At 61.3% G+C, this 23,239-nt stretch carries 18 protein-coding genes and 1 riboswitch; of the genes, 2 read left to right on the top strand and 16 right to left on the bottom strand.

The window, feature by feature from the left end:
- The first annotated feature begins 343 nt into the window (after nucleotides 1–343).
- Both F560_RS0115015 and F560_RS0115010 read left to right on the top strand, forming a co-directional pair.
- Nucleotides 344–1,372, top strand: a complete 1,029-nt coding sequence (locus F560_RS0115015; RefSeq protein ID WP_019006569.1) for a LacI family DNA-binding transcriptional regulator — start codon at nucleotides 344–346, stop codon at nucleotides 1,370–1,372.
- 6 nt (nucleotides 1,373–1,378) lie between these two features.
- Nucleotides 1,379–3,370 (top strand): glycoside hydrolase family 15 protein, encoded by a 1,992-nt coding sequence (locus F560_RS0115010; protein WP_019006568.1) that lies wholly within the window; start codon nucleotides 1,379–1,381, stop codon nucleotides 3,368–3,370.
- Between the two features lie 653 nt (nucleotides 3,371–4,023).
- On the opposite strand, the gene F560_RS0115000 is transcribed toward F560_RS0115010, so the two are convergent.
- The 16 genes from F560_RS0115000 to F560_RS0114920 all read right to left on the bottom strand — a co-directional run bounded on the left by F560_RS0115000 (nucleotide 4,024) and on the right by F560_RS0114920 (nucleotide 23,209).
- Nucleotides 4,024–4,845, bottom strand: coding sequence for an alpha/beta hydrolase (locus tag F560_RS0115000; RefSeq protein WP_019006566.1), 822 nt, complete (start codon nucleotides 4,843–4,845; stop codon nucleotides 4,024–4,026).
- Between the two features lie 439 nt (nucleotides 4,846–5,284).
- A complete protein-coding gene (purD, locus tag F560_RS0114990; protein ID WP_019006564.1) occupies nucleotides 5,285–6,562 on the bottom strand; it encodes a phosphoribosylamine--glycine ligase in 1,278 nt (425 codons plus the stop codon).
- 76 nt (nucleotides 6,563–6,638) lie between these two features.
- Nucleotides 6,639–8,186, bottom strand: coding sequence for a bifunctional phosphoribosylaminoimidazolecarboxamide formyltransferase/IMP cyclohydrolase (gene purH / locus F560_RS0114985; protein WP_019006563.1), 1,548 nt, complete (start codon nucleotides 8,184–8,186; stop codon nucleotides 6,639–6,641).
- A 143-nt stretch (nucleotides 8,187–8,329) separates the two neighbouring features.
- Nucleotides 8,330–8,959, bottom strand: a complete 630-nt coding sequence (purN, locus tag F560_RS0114980; protein ID WP_019006562.1) for a phosphoribosylglycinamide formyltransferase — start codon at nucleotides 8,957–8,959, stop codon at nucleotides 8,330–8,332.
- On the bottom strand, nucleotides 8,959–10,002 hold the full coding sequence (gene purM, locus F560_RS0114975) for a phosphoribosylformylglycinamidine cyclo-ligase (RefSeq protein ID WP_019006561.1): 1,044 nt from the start codon (nucleotides 10,000–10,002) through the stop codon (nucleotides 8,959–8,961). Before purM ends, purN begins: the two co-directional genes overlap by 1 nt.
- A 133-nt stretch (nucleotides 10,003–10,135) precedes the next feature.
- Nucleotides 10,136–11,674 (bottom strand): amidophosphoribosyltransferase, encoded by a 1,539-nt coding sequence (purF, locus tag F560_RS0114970; protein WP_019006560.1) that lies wholly within the window; start codon nucleotides 11,672–11,674, stop codon nucleotides 10,136–10,138.
- Nucleotides 11,659–13,902 carry a phosphoribosylformylglycinamidine synthase subunit PurL gene (gene purL, locus F560_RS0114965; protein ID WP_019006559.1) on the bottom strand — a complete coding sequence of 748 codons (2,244 nt, stop codon included), beginning with the start codon at nucleotides 13,900–13,902 and terminating at the stop codon, nucleotides 11,659–11,661. Before purL ends, purF begins: the two co-directional genes overlap by 16 nt.
- Before the next feature lie 12 nt (nucleotides 13,903–13,914).
- Nucleotides 13,915–14,622, bottom strand: a complete 708-nt coding sequence (gene purQ / locus F560_RS0114960) for a phosphoribosylformylglycinamidine synthase subunit PurQ (RefSeq protein WP_019006558.1) — start codon at nucleotides 14,620–14,622, stop codon at nucleotides 13,915–13,917.
- Between the two features lie 7 nt (nucleotides 14,623–14,629).
- Nucleotides 14,630–14,872: a phosphoribosylformylglycinamidine synthase subunit PurS gene (purS, locus tag F560_RS0114955; protein WP_019006557.1), complete on the bottom strand. Its 243-nt coding sequence runs from the start codon at nucleotides 14,870–14,872 to the stop codon at nucleotides 14,630–14,632.
- Between the two features lie 113 nt (nucleotides 14,873–14,985).
- Nucleotides 14,986–15,870: a phosphoribosylaminoimidazolesuccinocarboxamide synthase gene (locus F560_RS0114950; protein ID WP_019006556.1), complete on the bottom strand. Its 885-nt coding sequence runs from the start codon at nucleotides 15,868–15,870 to the stop codon at nucleotides 14,986–14,988.
- A 92-nt stretch (nucleotides 15,871–15,962) separates the two neighbouring features.
- Entirely contained in the window at nucleotides 15,963–17,258 is a 1,296-nt protein-coding gene (gene purB / locus F560_RS0114945) for an adenylosuccinate lyase (RefSeq protein WP_019006555.1), read from the bottom strand.
- A gap of 6 nt (nucleotides 17,259–17,264) precedes the next feature.
- Nucleotides 17,265–18,590 (bottom strand): 5-(carboxyamino)imidazole ribonucleotide synthase, encoded by a 1,326-nt coding sequence (gene purK, locus F560_RS0114940; RefSeq protein ID WP_019006554.1) that lies wholly within the window; start codon nucleotides 18,588–18,590, stop codon nucleotides 17,265–17,267.
- Entirely contained in the window at nucleotides 18,587–19,072 is a 486-nt protein-coding gene (gene purE / locus F560_RS0114935) for a 5-(carboxyamino)imidazole ribonucleotide mutase (protein ID WP_019006553.1), read from the bottom strand. The genes purK and purE overlap by 4 nt, the downstream gene beginning before the upstream one ends.
- A 195-nt stretch (nucleotides 19,073–19,267) precedes the next feature.
- Nucleotides 19,268–19,369, bottom strand: a riboswitch (purine riboswitch).
- A gap of 171 nt (nucleotides 19,370–19,540) precedes the next feature.
- The gene (locus F560_RS0114930) at nucleotides 19,541–21,256 is read right to left on the bottom strand and encodes an ABC transporter substrate-binding protein (RefSeq protein WP_019006552.1); all 1,716 of its coding nucleotides are present in this window, start codon (nucleotides 21,254–21,256) and stop codon (nucleotides 19,541–19,543) included.
- Between the two features lie 78 nt (nucleotides 21,257–21,334).
- Nucleotides 21,335–22,261: a carbohydrate ABC transporter permease gene (locus tag F560_RS0114925; protein WP_425393286.1), complete on the bottom strand. Its 927-nt coding sequence runs from the start codon at nucleotides 22,259–22,261 to the stop codon at nucleotides 21,335–21,337.
- Between the two features lie 18 nt (nucleotides 22,262–22,279).
- Nucleotides 22,280–23,209 carry an ABC transporter permease gene (locus F560_RS0114920; RefSeq protein ID WP_051088345.1) on the bottom strand — a complete coding sequence of 310 codons (930 nt, stop codon included), beginning with the start codon at nucleotides 23,207–23,209 and terminating at the stop codon, nucleotides 22,280–22,282.
- Nucleotides 23,210–23,239 lie beyond the last annotated feature (30 nt).

The following is a 23,239-nucleotide window of genomic DNA, read 5'->3' as shown; positions in this document are numbered from 1 at the left end:
TTTGTCCTAAATCAGCCGAAATCGCCCGAATTCCTCCGCGAAACCGTTGAAACCCAGCATAGCACAGGATCATTCACGGAATGTAAACGCTGTATTCGCATCCTCATCATACACCACGATGCCGCTATTGTAAAAACGTTTGCACAATTCATTTCGGGCGATTTCCCGAACGGAACGCCCTTTATTCTCCCGATTACGCGTTTTTGCGGTGTATGGCTCGTTATTTCGTCGCCTGGAATCCGTTTTCATGCTTTCTATTTACATTGTTTCCGCTTTGCATTAACATTAGGAATGACCTCTCGAGTGTGTTTGTTCAAACGATTGCAGAAAGGTGAAATCAGCCATGGTCACCATTAAGGATATCGCGAAGCTTGCCGGCGTCTCGCCTTCCACCGTATCCCGCGTCGTTTCGAATCATCCTCGCATCAGCGCCGAAACGTCGCGCAAAGTCAAGAAGATCATGGAAGAGCTCGGCTATCATCCGAACGTCATGGCTAAGAGCCTCGTCTCCAAAACGACCCATACGATCGGCATCATGCTGCCGCGGCCCGCGGAAGAGCTGTTCCGGAACGATTTTTTCGGCGAGCTGCTGCGCGGCATCGTCACCCAGTCGACCCGCATGGGGTACGATGTGCTGCTGACCACCGCCACTTCCGAACAGGATGAGCTGGGCGCCATTTCCCGCCTCGTGCGCGGGCGCCGCGTCGACGGCATCGTGCTGCTCAGTTCCCGCCGGGACGATCCGCTTATCGCCTATCTGAACGAAGAAAAGTTTCCGTTTGTCCTGATCGGACGCAGCGAAGCGTATGCCGACGTTTTGATGGTCGACAACAACAACGTTCAGGCCTCCTACGACGCGACCAAGCACCTGATCGCCCAAGGGCACGAGCGGATCGGCTTCGTCAGCGGGCCTCCGAACCTGATCCTGTCGCACGACCGGCTGAAGGGATACGAAAAGGCGCTGGCCGAGGCCGGGCTCGAGAAACGCTCCGAGTGGATTGTCGAGGGCGAATTCCTGCAGGAAAGCGGATTTCGCGCCATGTCGCTGTTCATGAGCCTGCCGGAGCGGCCGACCGCGCTCGTCGTCATCGACGACAACGTCGCCTTCGGCGTGCTGAGGGGACTTGCCGAGCTGGGCTACCGGGTTCCCGAAGACATCAGCGTCGTCAGCTTCAACAATATTCCGCTGGCGGAGCTGGCGACCCCTCCGCTCAGCTCGATCGACATCGGCACCTATCAGCTCGGCTACACCGCCGTGCAATCGTTGCTCCGCCTTGTCCAGGGCGAGCCCATTCATCAGAATCCGATCGTTATTCCGCACCGGCTCGTCGTTCGCGAGTCGTCCATTAATCCCGCTTTGAAGAGGAGTTAGAGCCACATGTCCAACAAACCTTATCTCATCGACGCCGTGATCGGCAACGGGCGGATGCTCGGTTCCCTCGGACGGACCGGACGCCTGTACCGCTTGTGGTGGCCGCATATCGACCACCCTCAGCACATCGATCGGATTCGCACCGGCATCCGGCTTTCCGAAGGGCGCACGACCTGGTTCGATGAAGAGGCGGATGGCTGGCGTCACCGGATCGGCTATTTGCCGGGAACGAACATCGTCCGGATCGGGGCCGCACGGCCGCAATTCCCCTTGGAAGTTCGGCAGCATGATTTCGCGCTTCCGGAGGAAGACGTGCTTGTCCGCCATTATACGTTTACGAATATTTCGAACGGCGACGTTTCGTTCCGCTTTGTCTGGTACTCGTCCTTTCACGTCGATGAAAGCCCGTTGTACAATACGACCCTGTTCAACGAAGAGCAGGACGCTCTTGTTCATTACCATAAACGGTCTTTTTTTGCGGTCTCGGGCGCAAACGTTTGCGCTGAATTCCAGTGCGGATCGGCCTGGGACGCGGCCGAAGGCGGCAGTCTGAACGGCAGCGAGATCGACATGCAGCCCGACGGCGCGATGGCATGGGAAATCAAACGGCTTGCGAGCGGAGAAAGCGTCAGCTTGCCGGTCTACATCGCCGCCGGCGAAAACCTGCCCCAAGCGCTGGAGCGGCTTGCCGCGGTCAAGCGGTTCCCGGCGGAGCATTGGCTGGAGCAAACCCGGACGCATTGGCACAACGAGCTGGGCAAAGCGCGCCCGTGCCCCGGCGGCGGCCCGGAAATCGCGGAGCTGTACGAGCGGTCCGTGCTGACGTTCAAGCTGATGTCCGACCGGCAGAGCGGCAGCCTCCTCGCGGCGCCCGAGGTGGACGAGAACCATGCCCGCTGCGGGGGGTATGCCTACTGCTGGGGAAGAGACGCGGCCTTCATTACGACCGCGCTGGACCGCTGCGGTTTGACGAAGGCATCCCGACGTTTCTACGAATGGACGCTGACCGCCCAGGATCCGGACGGCTCCTGGCAGCAGCGCCACTTCCACGACGGCAGCCTGGCCCCGTCCTGGGGATTGCAGATCGACGAAGGCGCCTCGATCATCTGGGGCATGTGGCAGCATTACGCCGCCACCGGCGACGACTCGTTCGCCCGCCGCATGTGGCCTGCCGTGGCGAAGGGGGCCGAGTTCCTCGCCGGATTTATCGATCCGGACACCGGCTTGCCGAAGCCGAGCGTCGACCTGTGGGAGGAACGGAACGCCCAGCATACGTATTCTTCCGCCGCGGTGTGCGCGGGACTGCAGGCTGCGGCGTCCTTCGCGCGGCTGATGGGGGATGAAGCCGCGGCGGCCGCGTGGGAGCAAGCCGCGGGCCGCATCGCTTCCGCGATTGAAACGCTTTGCTGGAACGAAGCGGAGAGCAGCTTCTACCGGGGGCTGCACCTGAAGGTCAGCCGCGACGAATACGAACGGGCGACCCGCTCCGGGGCGGAAGGCAGCGTGACCTATACGGCCAAGGGCTATCCCGTATACCGGTTGAAATACGACCCGATCGTCGACATCAGCCTGCTGGGCGTATCCGTCCCGTTCGGCGTGCTGCCGCCGGAACACGGCTATATGCGCCGGCTTGCCGACACGATCGAACGCAAGCTCACCTCTCCGCGGGTCGGAGGCATCAAGCGATATGAGAACGACCCGTACATCGGCGGCAACCCGTGGATTCTGACGACGCTGTGGCTCGCCCATTACCGGACGGCCGTCGGACAATACGAAGCGGCTCGCGAGCTGCTGGATTGGGCCGTCCGCCACCGCACCGAAACCGGCCTGCTGCCCGAGCAGGTCGACAAGGATACGGGGGCGCCGGCCTGGATCGTTCCGCTCACCTGGTCGCACGCCATGTTCGTGCTGGCGGTCGACATGCTGGCTGCGGCCGGGCAGTTGCCCGCAGGAGAGACAGCGCGGGCGGAGGCGGATTCGGCCGCCGGCAAAAGCTGACCGCTTGCGGCGGTTCGGCGGTTCCTCCGGTCGGGCTCCCTCCTGCCGGCACAAAGGTGAACCCGGCACAGCGCCGAACCCCGACGGGCGGGAGTAGCTGGCCGCTTGCGGGCGGTAACTCCCCTGGAGCGGCATTCTCCTGCTTGTGCACCCAGCCGGTTGCTATTTTTTCTAAGGCCGCCTCGGCAGTGTTCAAGGGAGCGTCATCGGAGCGTATGTTGGAAAAAATCCAGCAAAATCGAACGTTTGGGCGCCGGGAGCCGAACTACGTTGGATTTATCCAGTCTAGGAGCCCGTTCTGGCCGGAAATGGCGTCTTGCTTAGCCTTTTTATTGGATCAAGTCCAACATAGGTGGCGGGTTAGAGCCGAAAGCGCGCGTATCCTGCACGAAATCCAGCATAGTCTTGCGCAAAGCCTGTGCATGCGGTTTGGCAGCCGCCATGCAGCCGCATGCAGCGCGCAACAGGAGCCGGAAGCGGCTCGCATTGGGGAAACGTTAGACGCGCTACCACGCGCGGCCGACATGACCGAGGTTCGGCACCAACTCACCATGAACCGGACTCCGCCGCAAATCGCATACTCTTTTCCGCAATAAAGCGGCAAGCGTCCCTTCCGCCGTAGGGTTCGCCTCCGACGCGGGACGCTTGCCTTTTTATATGCTCCAATGATGCCATTCCTGCTGGCGCTGTTCATAGCCGCCCAACCAGTCCGCGGTGGCCTGAAACAGCTCCTTTTTGTGTTTGCCGTTTGAATACGTATGATCCGCCTGAAAAATGATCACTTTGTCGCAGCGCCCCTCTCCCCGGAGCCAGAACGTCTTCTCGAGCAAAAACGTATAATCCGCCGGGATCACATCGTCGCCCGTTCCGTGCACAAGCAATACGTCGCCCGAAAACCGCTGCGTTTCCTGAAACGGCTGATGCCGCATCAGCGAGTCGAAAAACTCGGGCTTCAGCGTATAGCCGAGATAATCGGCGGAGCCGCGGGTTACCGATTCGTCGTACGTTTTCCGGCCCACGATGCGCAAAATATCGTTGAACGGATACCCGACCGTCGACCAGAGCACGAGCGATTTGATCCGCCGGTCCCGGGCGGCCGTCAGCAGCGCGACCGCTCCGCCCAGACTGTGGCCGAGCAGCGTTACGCGCAAGGGATCGACAAGGTCGAGCGAAAGGCCGTATTCCAGCACCGTCCGGGTTTGCTCAATCATCGAGTCGAGCCCGTGTTCGCCGTAGACGCCTTCGCTTTCCCCGCAGCCCGCAAAGTCGAAACGGATGACCAGATTGCCCTTTTGCGCAAATTCCCTGGCGGCGAGCACAAACAGCCGGTCCACGCCGATCCGGTTGCCCACAAAGCCGTGATTGATAATGATCAGCGGCAGCTTCTGCCCTTCCTTCTTGCCTTCCAGATTCGGATAGTGGATGGTGGCGGCAAGATTCAAGCCTTCGTGGCGTATCGTAAACGGTCTTTCCATAACGCAAGTCCCTCTATTCCTTATATTCCGATTAAATTACTGTGTTTTAAATCTTAACATTCCGGCCGACTCTCTGTCAATAGACGCCGAAAAAAACCGTCCCGTTCGGGGCATGCTACATTTGCCTTCGTTTCCAGCGGAGCGACTCTAGACAAAGCAGGTGTCAGGATGAACGCACTCGTGAACTGGCTGTCGAGCCATGTGCTCACAACGATTCTGATCATCGGAACCCTCGTTTCCGTCGGTTGGATTATTGCTCACCGTAAAACCTTGTTCTATAAAGAATAACCCGAATCGGTTCCAAAAATAAACGGCGGCGCGCCCGGTTTTGTCCGCATCAAGCCGTTCAGGCCCGGCCGCTATAAAAACCACAAAAAGACGGCCCGCCCGAAAGAGCGGAGCCGCCAGCGAACCTCATGTTTTTTCTTGCTCCCGTTTGTTATCCCTTGACCGTTTGCGCCTGCAAGGCCTTCATGGCAATATCGGTGCGGAAATGCTTGCCCTGGAATCGGATTCGTTCAGCGGCCGCATAGGCGCGTTCCCTTGCCTGCGCGATGTCCGCCCCTAATCCGACCACACCCAGAACCCGGCCGCCGCTCGTGACGACTTTACCGTCGCTGCGGGCTGTTCCCGCATGGAAAACAAGGACGTCGCCGGTTTGTTCCAGCCCCTCGATCGGCAGCCCTTTCGCGTAAGCTCCCGGATACCCTTCGGAAGCCAGCACTACGCAAACGGCGGCCTCGTCGCTCCACGAAATGTCGATATCGTGCAAACGGCCGTTGATCGAGGCGAGGATAATATCGACCAGATCCGTCTTCAGCCGCGGCAGCACGACCTGCGTTTCCGGATCGCCGAACCGGGCGTTGAACTCGATCGTTTTCGGGCCGTCCTTCGTCACCATCAGCCCGGCGAACAGCACGCCGCGGAACGGCCGGCCCTCGGCCACCATCGCCCGGGCGGTCGGCTTGATGATGTTCTCGATCGCATCGTCGATGACCGATTGCGGAATGTGCGGCAGCGGCGAATAGGTTCCCATGCCGCCCGTGTTCGGCCCTTTGTCGCCGTCGAACACCGGCTTGTGGTCTTGCGCCGGCACCATCGGCCGGACGGTCTCGCCGTCGACGAACGACAGAATGGACATTTCCTGGCCTTCCAGATACTCCTCGATCACCACCTTGTCGCCGGCCGCGCCGAACGACTTTTCGACCATGGTCTCCCGCAGCGCCCGCTCGGCTTCTTCGGCCGTAAAGCAGACGGTGACGCCCTTGCCGGCGGCAAGGCCGTCCGCCTTGATCACGATCGGAACCGGCTGGCTGCGAAGGTACGCGAGCGCCGATTCGTAATCCGTAAACGTCTCGTATTTGGCCGTCGGAATGCCGTATTTGCGAAGCAGGTTTTTCATGAAAATTTTGCTGCCTTCGATTTCCGCGGCGTTTTTGCGCGGACCGTATACCGGCACTCCGGCCGCCTCGAATGCGTCCACGATGCCTGCCGCAAGCGGATCGTCCGGCCCGACGACGACCAGATCGACCGCGTTGTCCTGCGCGAACTGCACGAGGCGGTCGAATTCCATTTCGCCGATGTCCACGTTTTCCGCAAGCAACGCCGTTCCGGCATTGCCCGGAGCGCAAAAGATATGCTTGACCTTCTCGCTGCGTTTCAGCGCCCAGACGATCGCATGCTCGCGCCCGCCGCGCCCGATGACAAGTATTCGCATGTTAACAGGCTCCTCCTTCATGTTCCTCCGCCAAGTCCTTGGGTCCGGACCCCGGACGGCGCCGAGCGGCGGGCTCTCAGTGCTTGAAGTGGCGCACGCCGGTCATGACCATCGCGATGTTGTTGGCGTTCGCCACCGTGATGGACTCCTCGTCCTTGATCGAGCCGCCGGGCTGGATGACGGCCGTAATGCCGGCCTTCGCCGCCAGCTCGAGCGTGTCGCCCATCGGGAAGAACGCGTCCGAAGCGAGCACGGCTCCGCGCGCTTTTGCCCCCGCCTGTTCGATCGCGATTCTCGCCGCTCCTACGCGGTTCATCTGCCCTGCGCCGACGCCGACCGTCATGCTGTCCTTCGCGAGCAAAATCGCGTTCGACTTCACATGCTTGACGACCTTCCAGCCGAACAGAAGCTGCTTCAGCTCTTCGGGGGTCGGCGCGCGGTCGGTGACCACCTTCAAGTCGGCCTCGCTCAGGCTGTGCACGTCGCTCTGCTGCACGAGCATGCCGCCTTCGACGCTGCTGATCAGCCATTCCGGCTTGCGTTCGGCCGCCGCCGCGATATCGCCGAGCCGGAGCAGGCGGATGTTCTTTTTCTTCGTCAAAATGTCCAGCGCCTCCGGCGTGAAGTCGGGCGCCAGGACGATCTCCAGAAAGATTTCGCTAAGCCGCTTTGCGGTCTCCGCGCCGATGACCCGGTTGGCCGCGACGATGCCGCCGAAGATCGAGGTCGGATCGGCTTCGTACGCCTTGCGGTACGCTTCGTCGATGTCGCCGCCGATGCCGACGCCGCACGGGTTCATATGCTTGACGGCCACGACCGCCGGCTCGTCGAATTCCTTCACGATCGCAAGGGCCGCGTTCGCGTCGTTGATGTTGTTGTACGACAGCTCTTTGCCGTGAAGCTGTTCCGCCGTCGTAATGCTGCCCGGAGACGAAATCGGCTTGCGGTAAAACGCGGCCCGCTGGTGCGGATTTTCGCCGTAGCGCAGATCCTGCACCTTCTCGTACGTCACCGTCAGGCGCTCCGGCAGCGGCTCGTCCAGCACTTTGGCGAAATAATCGGAAATCAGGGCATCGTACGCCGCCGTGTGGCGGAAGACTTTGGCCGCCAGCCTTTTGCGCGTATCCAGCGTCGTATCGCCGCTTTGGCGCACTTCCTCCAGCACCTTGGCGTAGTCGCCCGCATCGACGACGACGGTGACGAAAGCGTGGTTTTTGGCGGCGGAACGCAGCATCGTCGGCCCGCCGATATCGATATTTTCGATCGCTTCCTCGTACGTGACGCCCGGCTTTTCGATCGTCGCCTGGAACGGGTACAGATTCACAACCACCAGATCGATGTAATCGAGGCCCAGCTTCTCCATCGTTTCGCGGTGCTCCGCGTTGTCCCGGATCGCGAGAAGCCCGCTGTGCACCGCCGGGTGCAGCGTCTTGACGCGGCCGTCAAGCACCTCGGGAAAGCCCGTTACGTCCGAAATGCCGATGACCGGCACGTTTTCCTTTTCCAGCAGCGTTTTGGTTCCGCCCGTCGAAATGATTTCGACGCCAAGCTGCGACAGCTCCCGGCAAAACTCCACAATGCCCGTCTTGTCCGATACGCTGACCAGCGCCCTTCTGATCGCCATGATTTCACTCCCAATCTTCTGACTTCGCCGCTCACCGCGGCGGCCACTGCCTGCAAAAAAACTTCTGTACGCATCGATCATCATCCTGCCGGCCCGCATACGAAACCGAATCAAAATACGATTGCGGCGCTATGGCCTATGACCTATGGCCCGACTTCCTTCGCAACCGTAACCTTCCGTCCGTCCAGCTTGATGCGGCCTTCCGCCATCCACCGCACCACGCGCGGCAGCAGCTCGTGCTCGGCCGCATGAATGCGCTCGGCGAGCGTTTCCTCCGTGTCCCCGTCCAGCACTTCGACCGCCTGCTGCGCGATGATCGGACCCGTATCCATCCCGCCGTCGACAAAATGGACCGTCGCTCCGGTCAGCTTGACGCCGTATTCCAGCGCCTGGCGGACGGCTCCGATGCCCGGGAACGCGGGCAGCAGCGATGGGTGGATATTGATCATCCGTCCGTAAAAAGGGTTGAGCAAAATGCCCGTGATCAGCCTCATGTAGCCCGCCAGCACGACCAGCTCCACGCCCTCGGCTTCCAGCCGGGCGACGATTTCCCGCTCGTACGCTTCGCGCGAGGCGTATTCCTTCGGCCGGAACAGCAGCGTCGGCACGCCGAGCGCCTCGGCGCGCCGGACCACTTTCGCCTCCGGCCTGTCGCACACCAGCAGCGCCAGCTCGGCCGGAATGCCGCCTCCCGCGATCGCTTCGGCCAGCGCCTGAAAGTTGCTGCCGCTGCCCGAAGCGAATACGGCGATCCGCAGGGGAGACGAAACCATTATAGCTCAACGCCTCCAAACGTCACGATGCGGCTCCCCGGCGTTACTTTCCCGATCGTATAGGCTTTATCCCCGCATTCGCCGGCCAGCGCCACCGCCCGTTCGGCTTGCCCGGCCGGAACGACCAGCACCATGCCGATGCCCATGTTGAACGTCGTGAACATGTCGCGGTCGCTGATGGCGCCGTCGCGTTGCATGATGCCGAAAATCGGAGGGACCGGCCAGGCGCCGCGCTCGATGTCCACGTTCACGCCCTCCGGCAGCACGCGCGGAATGTTCTCGATGAAGCCGCCGCCGGTAATATGCGCCATGCCCTTCACCTGCACGCTTTCCAGCAGGCGAAGCACCGTCTTGACGTAAATCCGCGTCGGTTCGAGCAGCACATCGCCGAGCGTCCTGCCTTCCAGCTCGGGAAGCTTGTCGGTCAAGCGGTAGCCTTGCTTCTCCAGCAGCAGCTTCCGCACGAGCGAAAAGCCGTTCGAGTGGACGCCGCTCGAAGCGAGCCCGATGACCGTATCTCCCGGCGCGATCGCCGATCCGTCGATCGCCTTCTTCTTGTCGACGATGCCGACGGCAAAGCCGGCGATATCGTATTCGCCGTCTGGGTACATGCCCGGCATCTCCGCCGTCTCGCCGCCGATCAGCGCGCAGCCCGCCTGCTCGCAGCCGTCCGCGACGCCTTTGACGATCGCCTCGATTTTTTCCGGCACGAGTTTGCCGCAGGCTAGATAATCGAGGAAAAACAGCGGCTCCGCCCCCGTTACGACGACGTCGTTGACGCACATGGCGACCGCATCGATGCCGATCGTGTCGTGTTTGTCCATCTCGAACGCCAGCTTCAGCTTCGTGCCGACGCCGTCGGTTCCGGACACCAGCACCGGCTCCTCGTATTTGTCTTTGTTCAGCCCGAACAGCCCGCCGAATCCGCCGAGCCCGGTCAGCACCTCGGGACGGAACGTCCGCTTCACGTGCTTCTTCATCCGTTCGACCGCTTCGTTGCCCGCCGCGATGTCGACGCCGGCCTGTTTGTACGCTTCGGACACTGGATGGTCCCCTCTTTCCGTTGTGGTTGGATGCCGCTTCTATTCTCTATTTGCAGCAGCATTTGCAGCAGCCGTTGCGCCTTGCTTGCCGGGCCGTGCGCCGCGCTCATCGGATGGCGCGCGGCGCACGGCCTCAGTCGCAGCTGCAGGACGTCGCCTTCGCAAGCTCGAACTTCACCTGCGTCGGGTAGTCGTTATCGAAGCAGCTCAGGCACAGGCCGCGGTTTTTCTCGTTCTCGTGGCCGCCGATCGCTTCCAGCAGACCCTGTTTGCTCAGAAAATACAGCGAATCCGCATGAATCGCCTTGCGAATCTCTTCGACCGTTTTCGTCGAGGCGATCAGGTCGGCCGGGTTCGGCGTGTCGATCCCGTAAAAACACGGATTCATGAACGGCGGCGACGTAATCCGCACGTGCACCTCGACCGCGCCGGCCTCCCGCAGCAGGTTGACGATCCGCAGCGAGGTCGTGCCGCGCACGATCGAATCGTCGATCATGACGACGCGCTTGCCCTCGACGACCTTGCGGACGGCGGACAGCTTCATTTTGACGCCCCGCTCCCGCAGTTCCTGCGAAGGCTGGATAAACGTCCGGCCCGTATATTTGTTTTTGATCAGCCCCAGCTCGTAAGGAATGCCCGTTTGCTCCGCGTAGCCGATTGCGGCCGAGATGCTGGAGTCGGGAACGCCCGTTACGACGTCGGCGTCGACGAACGATTCGAGCGCGAGCCGTTGCCCCATCCGCTTGCGGGCCGAGTGCAGGTTGATCTGGTTGATGTCGCTGTCCGGACGGGCGAAATAGATGTACTCCATGGCGCAGACCGCGCGCCTCTCCAGCGGGGCGTACCGCTCCTCGCGCAGGCCGTCCTTGTCCAGCACGAGGATTTCTCCCGGCTCAACATCGCGCACGTACTCGGCGCCGACCGTCTCCAGCGCGCACGTTTCCGAAGCGAACACGTACCCCTCTCCCAGGCGTCCCATCACCAGCGGGCGGAACCCGTTCGGATCGCACGCCGCGATCAGGCAGTCCTTCGTCATGATCAAAAACGCGTACCCGCCGATCAAGCGGGCGAACGCGTCCTTGACCGCCTCGACCAACTCCTTCGGCGAACGGGCGATCAGGTGCGCGATGACCTCGGTGTCGCTTGTCGTCTGGAAAATCGAGCCCTGCTCCTCCAGCTCGCGGCGAAGGACCGGCTCGTTGACGAGGTTGCCGTTCGTGCATACGGCGAGGTCGCCCCCGCGGTATTTGAACACCAGCGGCTGCGCGTTGCCGATGTGGCTGGACCCGGAGGTCGAGTAGCGGACATGGCCGATCGCGCGGTCGCCGGTCAGCGAATCCAGCTTTTCGCGGTCGAACACTTCCTTGACGAGCCCCATGCCGCGATGGTAATGGAACCGGCCGCCGTCGGCCGTGCAGATGCCGCAGCTTTCCTCGCCCCGGTGCTGAAGGGCATGGAGGCCGTAGTAGGTGAGCGAAGACGCATGGGGAATGTTGAACACCCCGAATACGCCGCACTCCTCTTTCAATTTGTCGAAGACGTCCTCGTGAGCGTGGCCCTCGTTGTAGTAATCCCCGGTCCAAAAGCGCGACGGCGACGAGGCCGCGGCCCCGATGGCAGCGCCTGCCGCAGCCGAAGCCGCCGTGCGTCCGGAATTCACTTCATCCGGCATGGGATCGCATCCTTCCATTCTTTGCGGAGTTCGTCCACGGAAGCATCGATGGCCGCGCGGCCGTTCACGCGGATCGTCAGCCGGTCGCCGCCGACCGTTCCGAGACGCTGCGCCGGAACGCCTTGCGAGTCGAGCCAAGCGGCCAATTCATCCGCGCGTTCGGGTCTTGCGGACAGCAGCGCGCGCGATTGCGATTCGCTGAACAGCGCGATGTCGGGGCGCAGATTCGATTGAAAATCGACCGAAGCGCCCAGCCCGCGGCCGAAGCAGGCTTCCGCCAGCGCCGCCGCAAGTCCGCCTTCGGACAAGTCGTGTGCCGAAGCGACGAGGCCCTGTCGGATCGCGCCCAGAATCGCGCCGTGCAGCTTCTTCTCCGCCGCAAGATCCAGCTCCGGCGGCCGGCCTTCGGTTACGCCGTGGATGGCGTACTGGAACTCGCTTCCGCCCAATTCCGCCTTCGTCTCGCCGAGGAGGAAGATCACGTCGCCTTCCGCTTTGAATTCCTGCGTCGTAATATGATCGAGATCGTGCACAAGGCCGACCATGCCGACGACCGGCGTCGGGTAGATGGCCCCTTTCGCGTTTTCATTGTACAGCGACACGTTGCCGCCGATAACCGGCGTCTCGAAATAGCGGCAGGCTTCGGCCATGCCGTCGACCGCCTTTTCCATCTGCCAGAACACTTCCGGCTTCTCCGGAGAGCCGAAGTTCAGGTTGTCCGTTATCGCAAGCGGCTCGCCGCCGGAGCAGACGATGTTGCGCGCCGCTTCCGCGACCGCGATCCGTCCGCCGACTTCGGGATCGAGATAGACATAGCGCCCGTTGCAGTCGGTCGTCATCGCCAGCGCCTTGCGCGTGCCGCGGATCGTCACGACCGCCGCGTCCGAACCCGGCACAACCGCCGTCGACGTTCGGACCTGGTAGTCGTACTGGCTGTACACCCACTCTTTGCTCGCCAGCGACGGCGAACCGAGCACTTTTTTCAAAGCGCCGTTCAAATCGAGCACCTGCTCGTAGCGGTTCGTATCGATCGAGCCGTTCTTCACATAATAATCCGGCACCTTGGAAGGCTTGTGGTATACCGGGCAGTCGTCCACCAGCGCCTTGACCGGAATGTCGGCGACCTGCTCGCCCTTGTGGAACAGCCGCAGCCGCCCGTCGTCCGTCACTTTGCCGACTTTGACGCAATCCAGGCCCCACCGCGCAAAAATCGCCTTCGCCTGCTCCTCGTGCTGCGGCTCGGTGACAAACAGCATCCGCTCCTGCGATTCCGACAGCATCATTTCGTACGCAGTCATGCCTTCCTCGCGCTGCGGCACCTCGTCGAGATACAGCTCCATGCCGTTGCCGGCCTTGCTCGCCATCTCCGCGCTGGAGCACGTCAGCCCCGCTGCGCCCATATCCTGAATGCCGAGCACGATGCCGGATTCGATCAGCTCCAGCGTCGCTTCCATAACCAGCTTTTCCATAAACGGATCGCCCACTTGCACCGCCGAGCGCTTCGCTTCCGATTCCGCCGTCAGGTCCTCGGACGCGAACGTCGCGCCGTGGATGCCGTCGCGGCCGGTGGCCGGCCCCACATAGAACACCGGGTTGCCCACGCCCTTGGCGACGCCGCGCTGAATCCTGTCGTGGTCGATCAGGCCGACGCACATCGCGTTGACGAGCGGGTTGCCTTCGTACGACTCGTCGAACATGACCTCGCCGCCGACGGTCGGAATGCCGATGCAGTTGCCGTAGCCGGCGATGCCGGCGACAACGTTCTCGAACAGGTAACGCACGCGGTCGTTCTCCAGGCGGCCGAACCGCAGGGAGTTAAGCAGCGCGATCGGACGGGCGCCCATCGAGAAGATGTCGCGGATAATGCCGCCCACGCCGGTCGCCGCTCCCTGGTAAGGCTCGACGGCCGACGGGTGGTTGTGCGATTCGATTTTGAACGCGACCGCCTGGTTGTCGCCGATGTCGACGATGCCGGCCCCTTCTCCCGGACCCATGAGGACGCGCGGACCGGTCGTCGGGAACCGTTTGAGCAGCGGCTTGGAGTTTTTGTACGCGCAATGCTCCGACCACATGACGCTGAACACGCCGATTTCGGTGTAGTTCGGCCGGCGTCCGAGGAAGCCGCAGATAAGCTCGTACTCGGCGTCGGTCACGCCGAACTGGCGGTAAATTTTTTGCTCGGCGATCTGCTCCGCCGTCGGTTCTTTTGCGGACACTTGCTGCGCCATTGCGTTACCTCCTTAGTAGGCCCGGGCGCCGGTCGTGGCGCCGGACTCGGCCCGCTTCTTAAAAGCGTTTAGTACTGACGTAAACATCCGCGCGCCGCCCGTGGACCCGAGCAGCTCGGAAACGGCGCGTTCCGGATGGGGCATCATGCCGACGACGTTGCCGGCTTCGTTGCAGATGCCCGCAATGTTGTCGACGGAGCCGTTCGGGTTCTCCCCCGCGTAGCGGAACACGATCTGGTTGTTCGCTTTAAGCTGCGCGAGCGTTTCTTCGCTGCAGTAATAGTTGCCTTCCCCGTGCGCGATCGGGATCGTAACCACTTCGCCTTCCTCGTAGTCGAGCGTAAACGCCGTGTTCGCGTTCTCGACGCGCAGATCGACCGGATGGCAGCGGAATTTGAGCGACTTGTTGCGGATGAGCGCGCCGGGCAGCAGCCCCGCTTCGGTCAAAATCTGGAAGCCGTTGCACACGCCGAGAATGAACTTCCCTTCCGCCGCCGCTTTGCGCACTTCGTTCATAACCGGGGCGAACCGGGCGATGGCGCCGCAGCGGAGATAATCCCCGTAGGAGAAGCCTCCCGGCACGAGAATGGCGTCGTATTTCGAAAGGTCGTCGGCCGTATGCCGCACATAATCGACGGGCTGGCCGACCGTGTCTTCCACGGCCTTCAGCATGTCGATATCGCAGTTGGAACCGGGAAACACGAGTACCGCAAAGTTCATGAACGCCTCAGCCCTCCAATTCAAAGCGATAATCTTCGATGACGGTGTTGGCGAGCAGCTTCTCGCACATCGCCTTGACGCGTTCTTCCGCCTGCGCGCGGTCCGCCGTGTCGAGCTGGATTTCCATGTACTTGCCGATGCGGACTTTGCCGACTTCGTGGAAGCCCATCGTATGCAGAGCGTTTTGAACGGCGTTGCCCTGCGGATCCAGGACGTTCGCTTTGATGGTCACATATACCGTCGCTTTCATGTATGAGGTTCTCCTCCTAAGGTGGGGATTGTTTGGGGAAAAAAATAATGGCCGCAAGCCTTGGCGAATCCGCGCGATGAAGCGAGATTCCGTGAGATTGGCGGGATTTACGTTTACGATTGGGTCAATCGGCGGAAAATATCCCGGTAGCGCTCGGATGTCGCGTTCACCACTTCGTCCGGCAGCGGCGGCGGCGGGCTGTTTTTGTCCCAATCCGAACGGGCCAGATAGGTCCGTACCGGCTCCTTGTCCATGCTGTCGATCTCGATGTCGAGCGCGTATTTCTCCTGCGCCCAGAAGCGCGAGGAATCCGGGGTGAACAGTTCGTCGATCAGAACGACTTGCCCGTCGATCAGGCCGAACTCGAATTTGCAATCGGCCAAAATAATGCCGTGCTTAGCGCAATAATCGCGGCCGAATTCGTACAGCCGGAGGCTGCGGTCGCGAAGGCTTTCCGCGAGCTCCTTGCCGATGCGGCGGGCCATTTCCCCGAACGGGATGTCCTCGTCGTGGCCGACGTCGTTTTTGCCTGCGGGCGTGAAGACAGGCTGCTCGAGCTTGGCGTTTTTGCGCAGGCCTTCGGGCAGCTTGATGCCGTTCACTTCGCCGGCGGCCCGGTACTGCCGCCAGCCGCCGCCGGTGATGTAGCCGCGCACGACGCACTCGATGTCGATCCGCTGCGCCTTGCGGGCGACCATGATGCGGCCCTGCAGCTTGTCCGGATCGCGGATGACGCCGCCGAGCCGGCTTGCATCGGTATGCACGACGTGGTTCGGCTGGATGCTCTCGGTGAGCCGGAACCAGTGGGCGCTAAGCTCGTTCAGCACCCGGCCCTTGTCCGGCACGGCGGGCTCGAGCACATAGTCGAACGCGGAAATGCGGTCGGTGACGACGATGAGCAGGTGCTCGCCCAGATCGTACAGCTCCCGAACCTTGCCTTTGTGGATGAGCGGGGCGTTCACGAGCCCGGCTGCGGTAGTCAAAGCTTCTGTCGACATGGCGGCCTCCTTCCACCCCCCGATATATAATCGGTCGGGTTGTCCGGCCAACGGCCCGAACGGCCGTTAACCGGCGATATCCAAGCGGGTTTTCAATTCAGTCCAAGGCGTTCAAAAATCGTGTCCACATGCTTCAGATGCCAGCTCGGATCGAAGCAGTCGGCGATTTCTTCCGGGGACAAAAGGCTCGTAATTTCCGGCGTGGAAGATACAATCTCGCGGAAATCGCGCTGCTCCTCCCAAGCCTGCATCGCGCGCGGCTGCACCGTGTCGTAGGCCTGTTCGCGGCTTAAGCCTTTGTCGATCAGCTTGGTCATGACGCGTCCGGAAAACGGCACGTTGTACGTTCTGCGCATGTTCCGCTTCATGTTTTCCGGGAACACCGTCAGGTTTTTCACGATATTGCCGAACCGGTTCAACATGTAATTCAGCAGCATGGTCGCGTCCGGGAGAATGATCCGCTCGACCGAGGAGTGCGAAATGTCGCGCTCGTGCCACAGCGGCACGTTCTCGTATGCGGACAGCATGTGGCCGCGGATGACGCGCGCCAGGCCGCTCATGTTCTCGCAGCCGATCGGGTTGCGCTTGTGCGGCATCGCCGACGAGCCCTTCTGGCCTTTGGCGAACGGTTCCTCGACTTCGCGGAACTCGCTTTTTTGCAGGCCGCGAATCTCCGTGGCGAACTTGTCGATGGACGTGGCGATCAGCGCCAGCGTCGCCATGTATTCGGCATGCCGGTCGCGCTGCAGCGTCTGCGTGGAAATCGGCGCGGGCTTGATACCCAGCTTTTGGCATACGTACTGCTCTACGAACGGGTCGATGTTGGCGTAGGTGCCGACGGCTCCGGACAGCTTGCCGAATTGGACGCCGTCCGCCGCCCTGCGGAACCGCTCCAGATTGCGCTTCATTTCCTCGTGCCACAGCGCCAGCTTCAGGCCGAACGTCGTCGGCTCCGCGTGCACGCCGTGAGTGCGCCCCATCATCGGGGTATGCTTGTATTTGATCGCCTGGCTGCGCAAAATCTCGATAAACGCGACAAGATCCCGCTCCAGGATGGCGTTCGCCTGCTTCAGCAGGTAGCCGAGCGCCGTGTCGACGACATCCGTCGAAGTCAGCCCGTAATGCACCCACTTCCGTTCCGGTCCGAGGCTTTCGGATACCGCGCGGGTAAAGGCGATGACGTCGTGGCGCGTCTCCTCCTCGATTTCATAGATGCGCTTGATGTCGAACTTGGCGTTTTGCCTAAGCTTGACTACGTCCTCCTTGGGAATGTGCCCAAGCTCCGCCCAGGCTTCGCAGGCGGCCAGCTCCACCTCGAGCCATGCCCGGAATTTGTTCTCTTCCGTCCAGATGGCCCGCATCTCCGGGCGGCTGTAACGATCGATCATGCTGTATCAGACCCTCCATATTTTCGATTGGCTTATCCACTCAAGCGCCGCGCCGACATCCGGGGCAAGCACATTGACGTGTCCCATTTTGCGCTTCGGTTTGGCATCGGCCTTGCCGTACAAATGCACCTTCGGCTCCACGCCCAGCCGTTCCGCCGCCGGGTCGCGCTCCCGCATCCATTCGAGAAGCGGCGCGACATGCTCGCCGAGAATATTCGCCATGACGACCGGCGTCAGCAGGGCGGTATCCCCAAGCGGCAGATCGCAGATGGCGCGGATGTGCTGCTCGAACTGGGACGTGCGGCAGGCTTCGATCGTATAATGGCCGGAATTGTGCGGCCTTGGCGCCAGCTCGTTCACATAAATCGTGCCGTCCTTCGCCACAAACATCTCGACGGCGATCAGGCCGACGACGCCGAGCGTCTCGGCAATCGACACCGCGAGCCGCTCCGCCTCGCGGCGCACGTCTTCCCCGATGCGGGCGGGCACGATCGACAGATGCAAAATGTTGTTCACGTGCACGTTCTCCGCCGGCGGAAACGTCCGCACCTCGCCCGATGGCCGCCGCGCGGCGATCACCGAAATTTCCATCGCGAAGTCGATGAACTTCTCGAGCACCAGCTCCGTTCCGGCGCGCTCCGCTTCCAGCCAGGCCGGCTCCAGGTCCGCCTCGCCGCGCAGCACCCACTGGCCTTTGCCGTCGTAGCCTCCGGTCGCCGTCTTCAGCACCGCCGGCAGGCCCAGCCTGGCCGCCGCCGCTTTCAGCTCCGCAAGCGAAGCGATCGCCGCGTAAGGCGCAACCCGCGCGCCCGCCGCCTCGACGGCGCGCTTCTCCCGCAGCCGGTGCTGCGTCGTGTGCAGCAGCGCGCTGCCCTGGGGCACGTACGATTCGGCCTCCAGCATCGCGGCTACGCCCGCGTCGACGTTTTCGAACTCGTACGTGATGACGTCCGCGCGGCGCGCCAGCTCGCGCGCCGCCTCGCGGTCCGCGTAGCCGGCGACGATCTGCTCCGCCGTCTGGCCGCAAGGCGAATCCGGCGTCGGATCGAGCGTCACGAACCGGTAGCCCATCCGGCTGCCGGCATGCGCCAGCATCCGGCCGAGCTGCCCGCCGCCGAGCACGCCGATGGTCGCGCCGGGCGGAATGACGCGGCGGGCGCGGTCCGCGCCCGATGCGCCGGCAAGCGCGCCTGCCGCGCCCGGCAGGGCGTTGGCGCCGTCCGTCACGCCGTCCTTCGCGCCTTCCGCTTCCCCGCCGATCGGACCGCAGCCGTCCGCGCCGCAGACAAGCCCTCCGTCAAACAGGCGTTCCAGTTTGTTCTCTTCGTTCATGGCAGTTCTCCATTCGCCAGCACTTCCTGCGTAATTCGCTCGCGGCGTGCCTCAACGCGCCGCTGAACGTCCGGGTCGAACGCCCCGATGATCTGGGCGGCCAACAGCCCGGCGTTCGTCGCCCCGGCCGCGCCGATGGCGACGGTCGCCACCGGAACGCCCCCCGGCATCTGCACGATCGACAGCAACGAATCAAGCCCGTTCAAGGCTTGCGACTTGACGGGCACCCCGATGACGGGCAGGACGGTTTTGGCCGCGACCATGCCCGGCAGATGAGCCGCGCCGCCCGCTCCCGCGATGATGACCTTAAGCCCCCGGGACGCGGCGGATGCGGCGTATTCGAACATCAGATCCGGCGTGCGGTGCGCCGAGACGACTTTTTTCTCGTAGGCAATGCCCAGTTCATCGAGCACGTCGCACGCTTTTTTCATCGTTTCCCAGTCCGACGTGCTTCCCATGATGACTCCGACGAGTGCGGACATGATTCCACCCTTTCCCGGCCGACCGGTGATCGTTCCCAAACATACAAAAAGGGCGACGGGTCCATGTGGTAAGCATTCCCCGTCAAGCCCATCTTCTCTCGCGAAACCGGCCCTTTCGGCCAGCAGCCAACAGGACGTCGCTAAGGCGCAACACCGCCCGGTCGAATGTTGTCGCAGACCGATAGCGGCATTCCACCTGCCGTCCAGTTGGCTCGTAGTCCGAAAATTTACGGTTTCCGGGTAGAGACGATCGGGCCATATTCCCGAAGATATACGAGCAAAATTGCGGTTTTACGGTTCTAAGTTTACTGTAATGGCGGCCGATTGTCAAACGAAAGACGAACGCTAATGTTACATGAAAATATAAATGTTCGGATTTTGGAGCAAGAGAAGGCAGGAGAAAAAACAAAAAACGGACAAGGCCCCATGACGGGCCCTGTCCGCCGCCGCGCCGGTCCGTGGCGTGCGTTATTCGCTCCACAGCTTGACGCGGTCTTTCACCAGCTGCGTTCTCAGCTCCTCGGCCTTATGAACGCCCGCTTTTTCGAGCTGCTGCAAGTAATCGTCCCACACCCGGTCGAATTCTTCCGGCTTCGCCAGAACCGCTTTCGGAATCATTTTCCAGGTGATCGTTTTCAGCTTCTCGTCCAGCACCGTCAGCTCGTTGTCGCTCGGCACCGGAATGTTCCAGGCCGCGCCCCACGGCTTGACTTTGAATTCGCTCTCCTTCGGGAACAGGTCTTTCCAGGTCGTGGCCCCGTACGCCTTAAGCACTTCCTTCTCCACGTCGCTGTAGCCTTCCACGAGCTGTTCGGGAAACCTCAGCGTGTAATAGTTGCCGCTCGGGTCCTTGACGCCGTCGCCGTAGTGCGGACCGATCGTATTGTAGTTGCCGATGCCGGTCTCCTTCTGGAAATTGGTGGCGTCGTTGACGCGGCGGTCGTTCACTTCCTTGATCATCGAGCGCTTGCCGTTTGCGTCCACCGTATAGTGCTTATCCTTGATGCCCCAGTTCAGCAGCACTTGCCCTTCGTCGGAAGCGAGGTAATCCAGGAATTTGATCGTGCGCACCGGGTCCGGGTTCGTCTTGGAAATCGCGATTCCGTAGCCGGCTAGGAAGCCCGTCGGCCAAAAAGACGTGTCCTTGTAGTTTTCGTTTAACGTAACCGGATAATGGCCGTACGTATATTCGAACTTGCCTTCGGCTTTCAGCGCTTTCTCTCCGTCGGCGTAATCCCACAGCTGGTCGATCAGCCCGAGCACGCGGCCGGAGGCGATTTTCGCTTTGTACTGGTCGTATTTCTGCACGAAGCTGTCGGGATCGAGCAGGCCTTCCGCGTTCATATGGTTGAGCCAGCGGAAGTATTCCTTCTCCTCCGGACGGAGGTAATGATACGTTGCTTCGTAGGTGTTCATGTCGATGTAATATTCGCCGTCATCCGGCGCGCCCGTGGCGAAGAAGGCCGGGTTCGTCACGGAGATGTACATGTGCCAGTCGTCCGCGTTCAGCGACACGCCGATGTTTTTGTTTCCGTTCTCATCCGTCGGATGCTTGGCGAGATATTGCTTAATAGCGTTTTCAAAATCCTGGACCGTGCGGATTTTCGGATAGCCCAGCTCCTTGACGACGCGATGCTGCAGCGAGAAGCCGCCGCCCGCTTCGAAAATCGTATTGCCTACGCCGTCGTACGTCGGGATGACGTAGATGGAAGGATCGTCGTTGCTGTAGCGGAGACGGTTCATCTGGTCTCCGAACAGCTTCTTGATGTTCGGGGCGTGCTGGTCGATCAGCTCCGTCAAGTCGATGACGGCGCCCGCGTCGACGAATTTGTTGATGCTGTTTTTGGCGCTGATGATGTCCGGATATTTGCCGCTGGATGCGATCAGCGCGGATTTCTGCACCGGGTCGCCGACCGCAAATTCCGCATTCAGGGTAACGCCGGTCTTTTCCGTAATGACTTTGCCGATCTCATCCTGCATGTTGGTCCAGTTCGGATTCGGGTCCTCGCTGTAAAAGGTGAATGTAATCGGCTTCAAATCGTCCGATGCCCCCGAACCCGCTTCCGCGGAGCCGGAGCCCGACGGACCGGCGTTGCCGCCGCCGCTTTCGCCGCAGCCCGCCAGCAAGCCGACCGAAAGCGCCGCAGTCAACAGCACGGCCGGCCATTTTTTCTTGACTGCCATGTTTGTACCCCTCCTGTTGGTTCAGCAAATGTATTGTATAACAGGTCGCCCTGTCTATACCGGATGTCTGCCCAGGCGTCAGCCCTTTACGGCGCCGAGCGTCATGCCTTTGACAAAATACCGCTGGAGAAACGGATACACGAGCAGGATCGGCACGGTGACGACCATCGTGATCGCCATTTTGACCGATTCGGGGGAGACGGTCGACAGCACTTGCGTCATGTTGGTGGTGCGGTAGTCCCCGCCGTTGCCGGCCGTCGTGCTCTGCAGCACTTTGGTCAGCTCGTACTGCAGCGTCGTCAGATGCGGGCTGGTCGCGTTGTACAAATACGTGTCGAACCAGGAATTCCACTGGCCGACCGCGATGAACAGCGCGATTGTCGCCAGCGCGGGCGTCGTCATCGGCAGCACGATGCGCCAGTAGATCGTAAAATCGTTCGCCCCGTCGATCTTCGCCGATTCCTGCAGAGCGTACGGAAGCCCGTCGATAAAGGAGCGGATCACGAACACGTTGAACGCGCTGACGAGCCCCGGCAGAATATAAACGGCGAACGTCCCCATCAGATGCAGATCCTTGATCAGCAGATAAACGGGAATCAGCCCTGCCGACACGTACATCGTGATGGCCAAATAGACGGATACGAACCGGCGTCCCTGGAAGTCGGGACGGGCGAGCGCATAGGCCAGCATGGAGGAGCTGATCAGGCCCAGCAACGTGCCGACGACCGTTCTCAGCACCGAAATTTTAAAGCCGGTCACAAGCCCGCCGAAGGAGAAGATGAGCTTGTAATTTTCCAGGGTGAACTCGCGGGGGATAATCGTGATGCCTCCCCGCACGCTGTCCGTCGAATCGTTTAAGGAAAGCGCGAGCACGTTCAGGAACGGATAGATCGTCACGATCGCGACGGCGGCCAGAATGACGGTGATGAACAGGTCAAGCAGCCGATCCGCCCAGGAAACGCTTTTGCGCCAGGTTTGGGTTGCCAACGGGGTACCTCCTCGCATGATGCATGCCATGATGGGTTACATAATGCTTTCTTTCGTCATGCGCTTGAACAGGCCGTTCGCGACGAACAGCAGAATCAGACTGACGACCGAGTTGAAAATGTTCACCGCGACGCCGAAGGAATAGCGGTTCATTTGCAGCCCGTATTGCAGCGAATACAGGTCGAGCACCTGCGAATAGTCGAGCACGAGATTGTTGCCGAGCAGGAACTGCTTCTCGAACCCGATGCTGACCAGATGGCCGATCGACAAAATCATCAGCACGATGATCGTGGAACGGATGCCGGGCAGCGTAATGTGCCAGATTTGCCGCAGACGGCTGGCGCCGTCGACCTTGGCCGCTTCGTACAATTCGCCGCTGATGCCCGTCATCGCCGCCAGATAGATGATCGCGTTCCAGCCGGTTTCCTTCCAGACGTCGGAAAGCGTGACGATGCCCCAGAAGAAATGGCCGTTCGCCATAAACTGGATCGGTTTGTCGATGAGGCCGAGCCCCATCAAAATATCGTTTACGACCCCGTTGTCGGTGGCGAGCATCCGGGTGACGATGCTGGCGGCAACGGCCCAGGACACGAAGTGCGGCAGATAGGATACCGTTTGCACGAACCGTTTGAAAAACATGTTGCGGACTTCGTTAAGCAACAAGGCGAATACGATCGGAACCGTAAAGGCGGCGATCAGCCCCATCACGCTCATGGCCAGCGTGTTGCGCAGAACCTGGTAAAACAGGTCGTCCTGGAACAGCGTTTTGAACTGATCGAACCCGACCCATTTCTGCTCGAATAGCGGCTTTCCCGGCTTGAAGCTTTGAAACGCCATCAGCCATCCCCAGAGCGGATAGTAGCTGAAGACGAACACCCAGGCGACGAACGGAAGCGTCATCAAATACAAGTACCGGTTGCGGTAAGCGGTTTTCCAGAATTTCGGCGCTCGCCCCTCGGGCGGCATGCCGCCGCTTGGAACGGCCGCGCTTGACAT

This window comes from Cohnella laeviribosi DSM 21336 (assembly GCF_000378425.1).
GTDB classification, from domain to species: Bacteria; Bacillota; Bacilli; order Paenibacillales; family Paenibacillaceae; genus Cohnella; species Cohnella laeviribosi.
This window is presented reverse-complemented; position numbering and strand designations above follow the sequence as displayed.

Excerpts from the sequence above, each read along its gene's own strand:
- F560_RS0115015 (WP_019006569.1), top strand. The coding sequence starts at position 344 with ATGGTCACCATTAAGGATATCGCGAAGCTTGCCGGCGTCTCGCCTTCC.
- F560_RS0115010 (WP_019006568.1), top strand. The coding sequence starts at position 1,379 with ATGTCCAACAAACCTTATCTCATCGACGCCGTGATCGGCAACGGGCGG.
- F560_RS0115000 (WP_019006566.1), bottom strand. The coding sequence starts at position 4,845 with ATGGAAAGACCGTTTACGATACGCCACGAAGGCTTGAATCTTGCCGCC.
- purD (WP_019006564.1), bottom strand. The coding sequence starts at position 6,562 with ATGCGAATACTTGTCATCGGGCGCGGCGGGCGCGAGCATGCGATCGTC.
- purH (WP_019006563.1), bottom strand. The coding sequence starts at position 8,186 with ATGGCGATCAGAAGGGCGCTGGTCAGCGTATCGGACAAGACGGGCATT.
- purN (WP_019006562.1), bottom strand. The coding sequence starts at position 8,959 with ATGGTTTCGTCTCCCCTGCGGATCGCCGTATTCGCTTCGGGCAGCGGC.
- purF (WP_019006560.1), bottom strand. The coding sequence starts at position 11,674 with ATGCCGGATGAAGTGAATTCCGGACGCACGGCGGCTTCGGCTGCGGCA.
- purL (WP_019006559.1), bottom strand. The coding sequence starts at position 13,902 with ATGGCGCAGCAAGTGTCCGCAAAAGAACCGACGGCGGAGCAGATCGCC.
- purQ (WP_019006558.1), bottom strand. The coding sequence starts at position 14,622 with ATGAACTTTGCGGTACTCGTGTTTCCCGGTTCCAACTGCGATATCGAC.
- purS (WP_019006557.1), bottom strand. The coding sequence starts at position 14,872 with ATGAAAGCGACGGTATATGTGACCATCAAAGCGAACGTCCTGGATCCG.
- F560_RS0114950 (WP_019006556.1), bottom strand. The coding sequence starts at position 15,870 with ATGTCGACAGAAGCTTTGACTACCGCAGCCGGGCTCGTGAACGCCCCG.
- purB (WP_019006555.1), bottom strand. The coding sequence starts at position 17,258 with ATGATCGATCGTTACAGCCGCCCGGAGATGCGGGCCATCTGGACGGAA.
- purK (WP_019006554.1), bottom strand. The coding sequence starts at position 18,590 with ATGAACGAAGAGAACAAACTGGAACGCCTGTTTGACGGAGGGCTTGTC.
- purE (WP_019006553.1), bottom strand. The coding sequence starts at position 19,072 with ATGTCCGCACTCGTCGGAGTCATCATGGGAAGCACGTCGGACTGGGAA.
- F560_RS0114930 (WP_019006552.1), bottom strand. The coding sequence starts at position 21,256 with ATGGCAGTCAAGAAAAAATGGCCGGCCGTGCTGTTGACTGCGGCGCTT.
- F560_RS0114925 (WP_425393286.1), bottom strand. The coding sequence starts at position 22,261 with ATGCGAGGAGGTACCCCGTTGGCAACCCAAACCTGGCGCAAAAGCGTT.
- F560_RS0114920 (WP_051088345.1), bottom strand. The coding sequence starts at position 23,209 with ATGCCGCCCGAGGGGCGAGCGCCGAAATTCTGGAAAACCGCTTACCGC.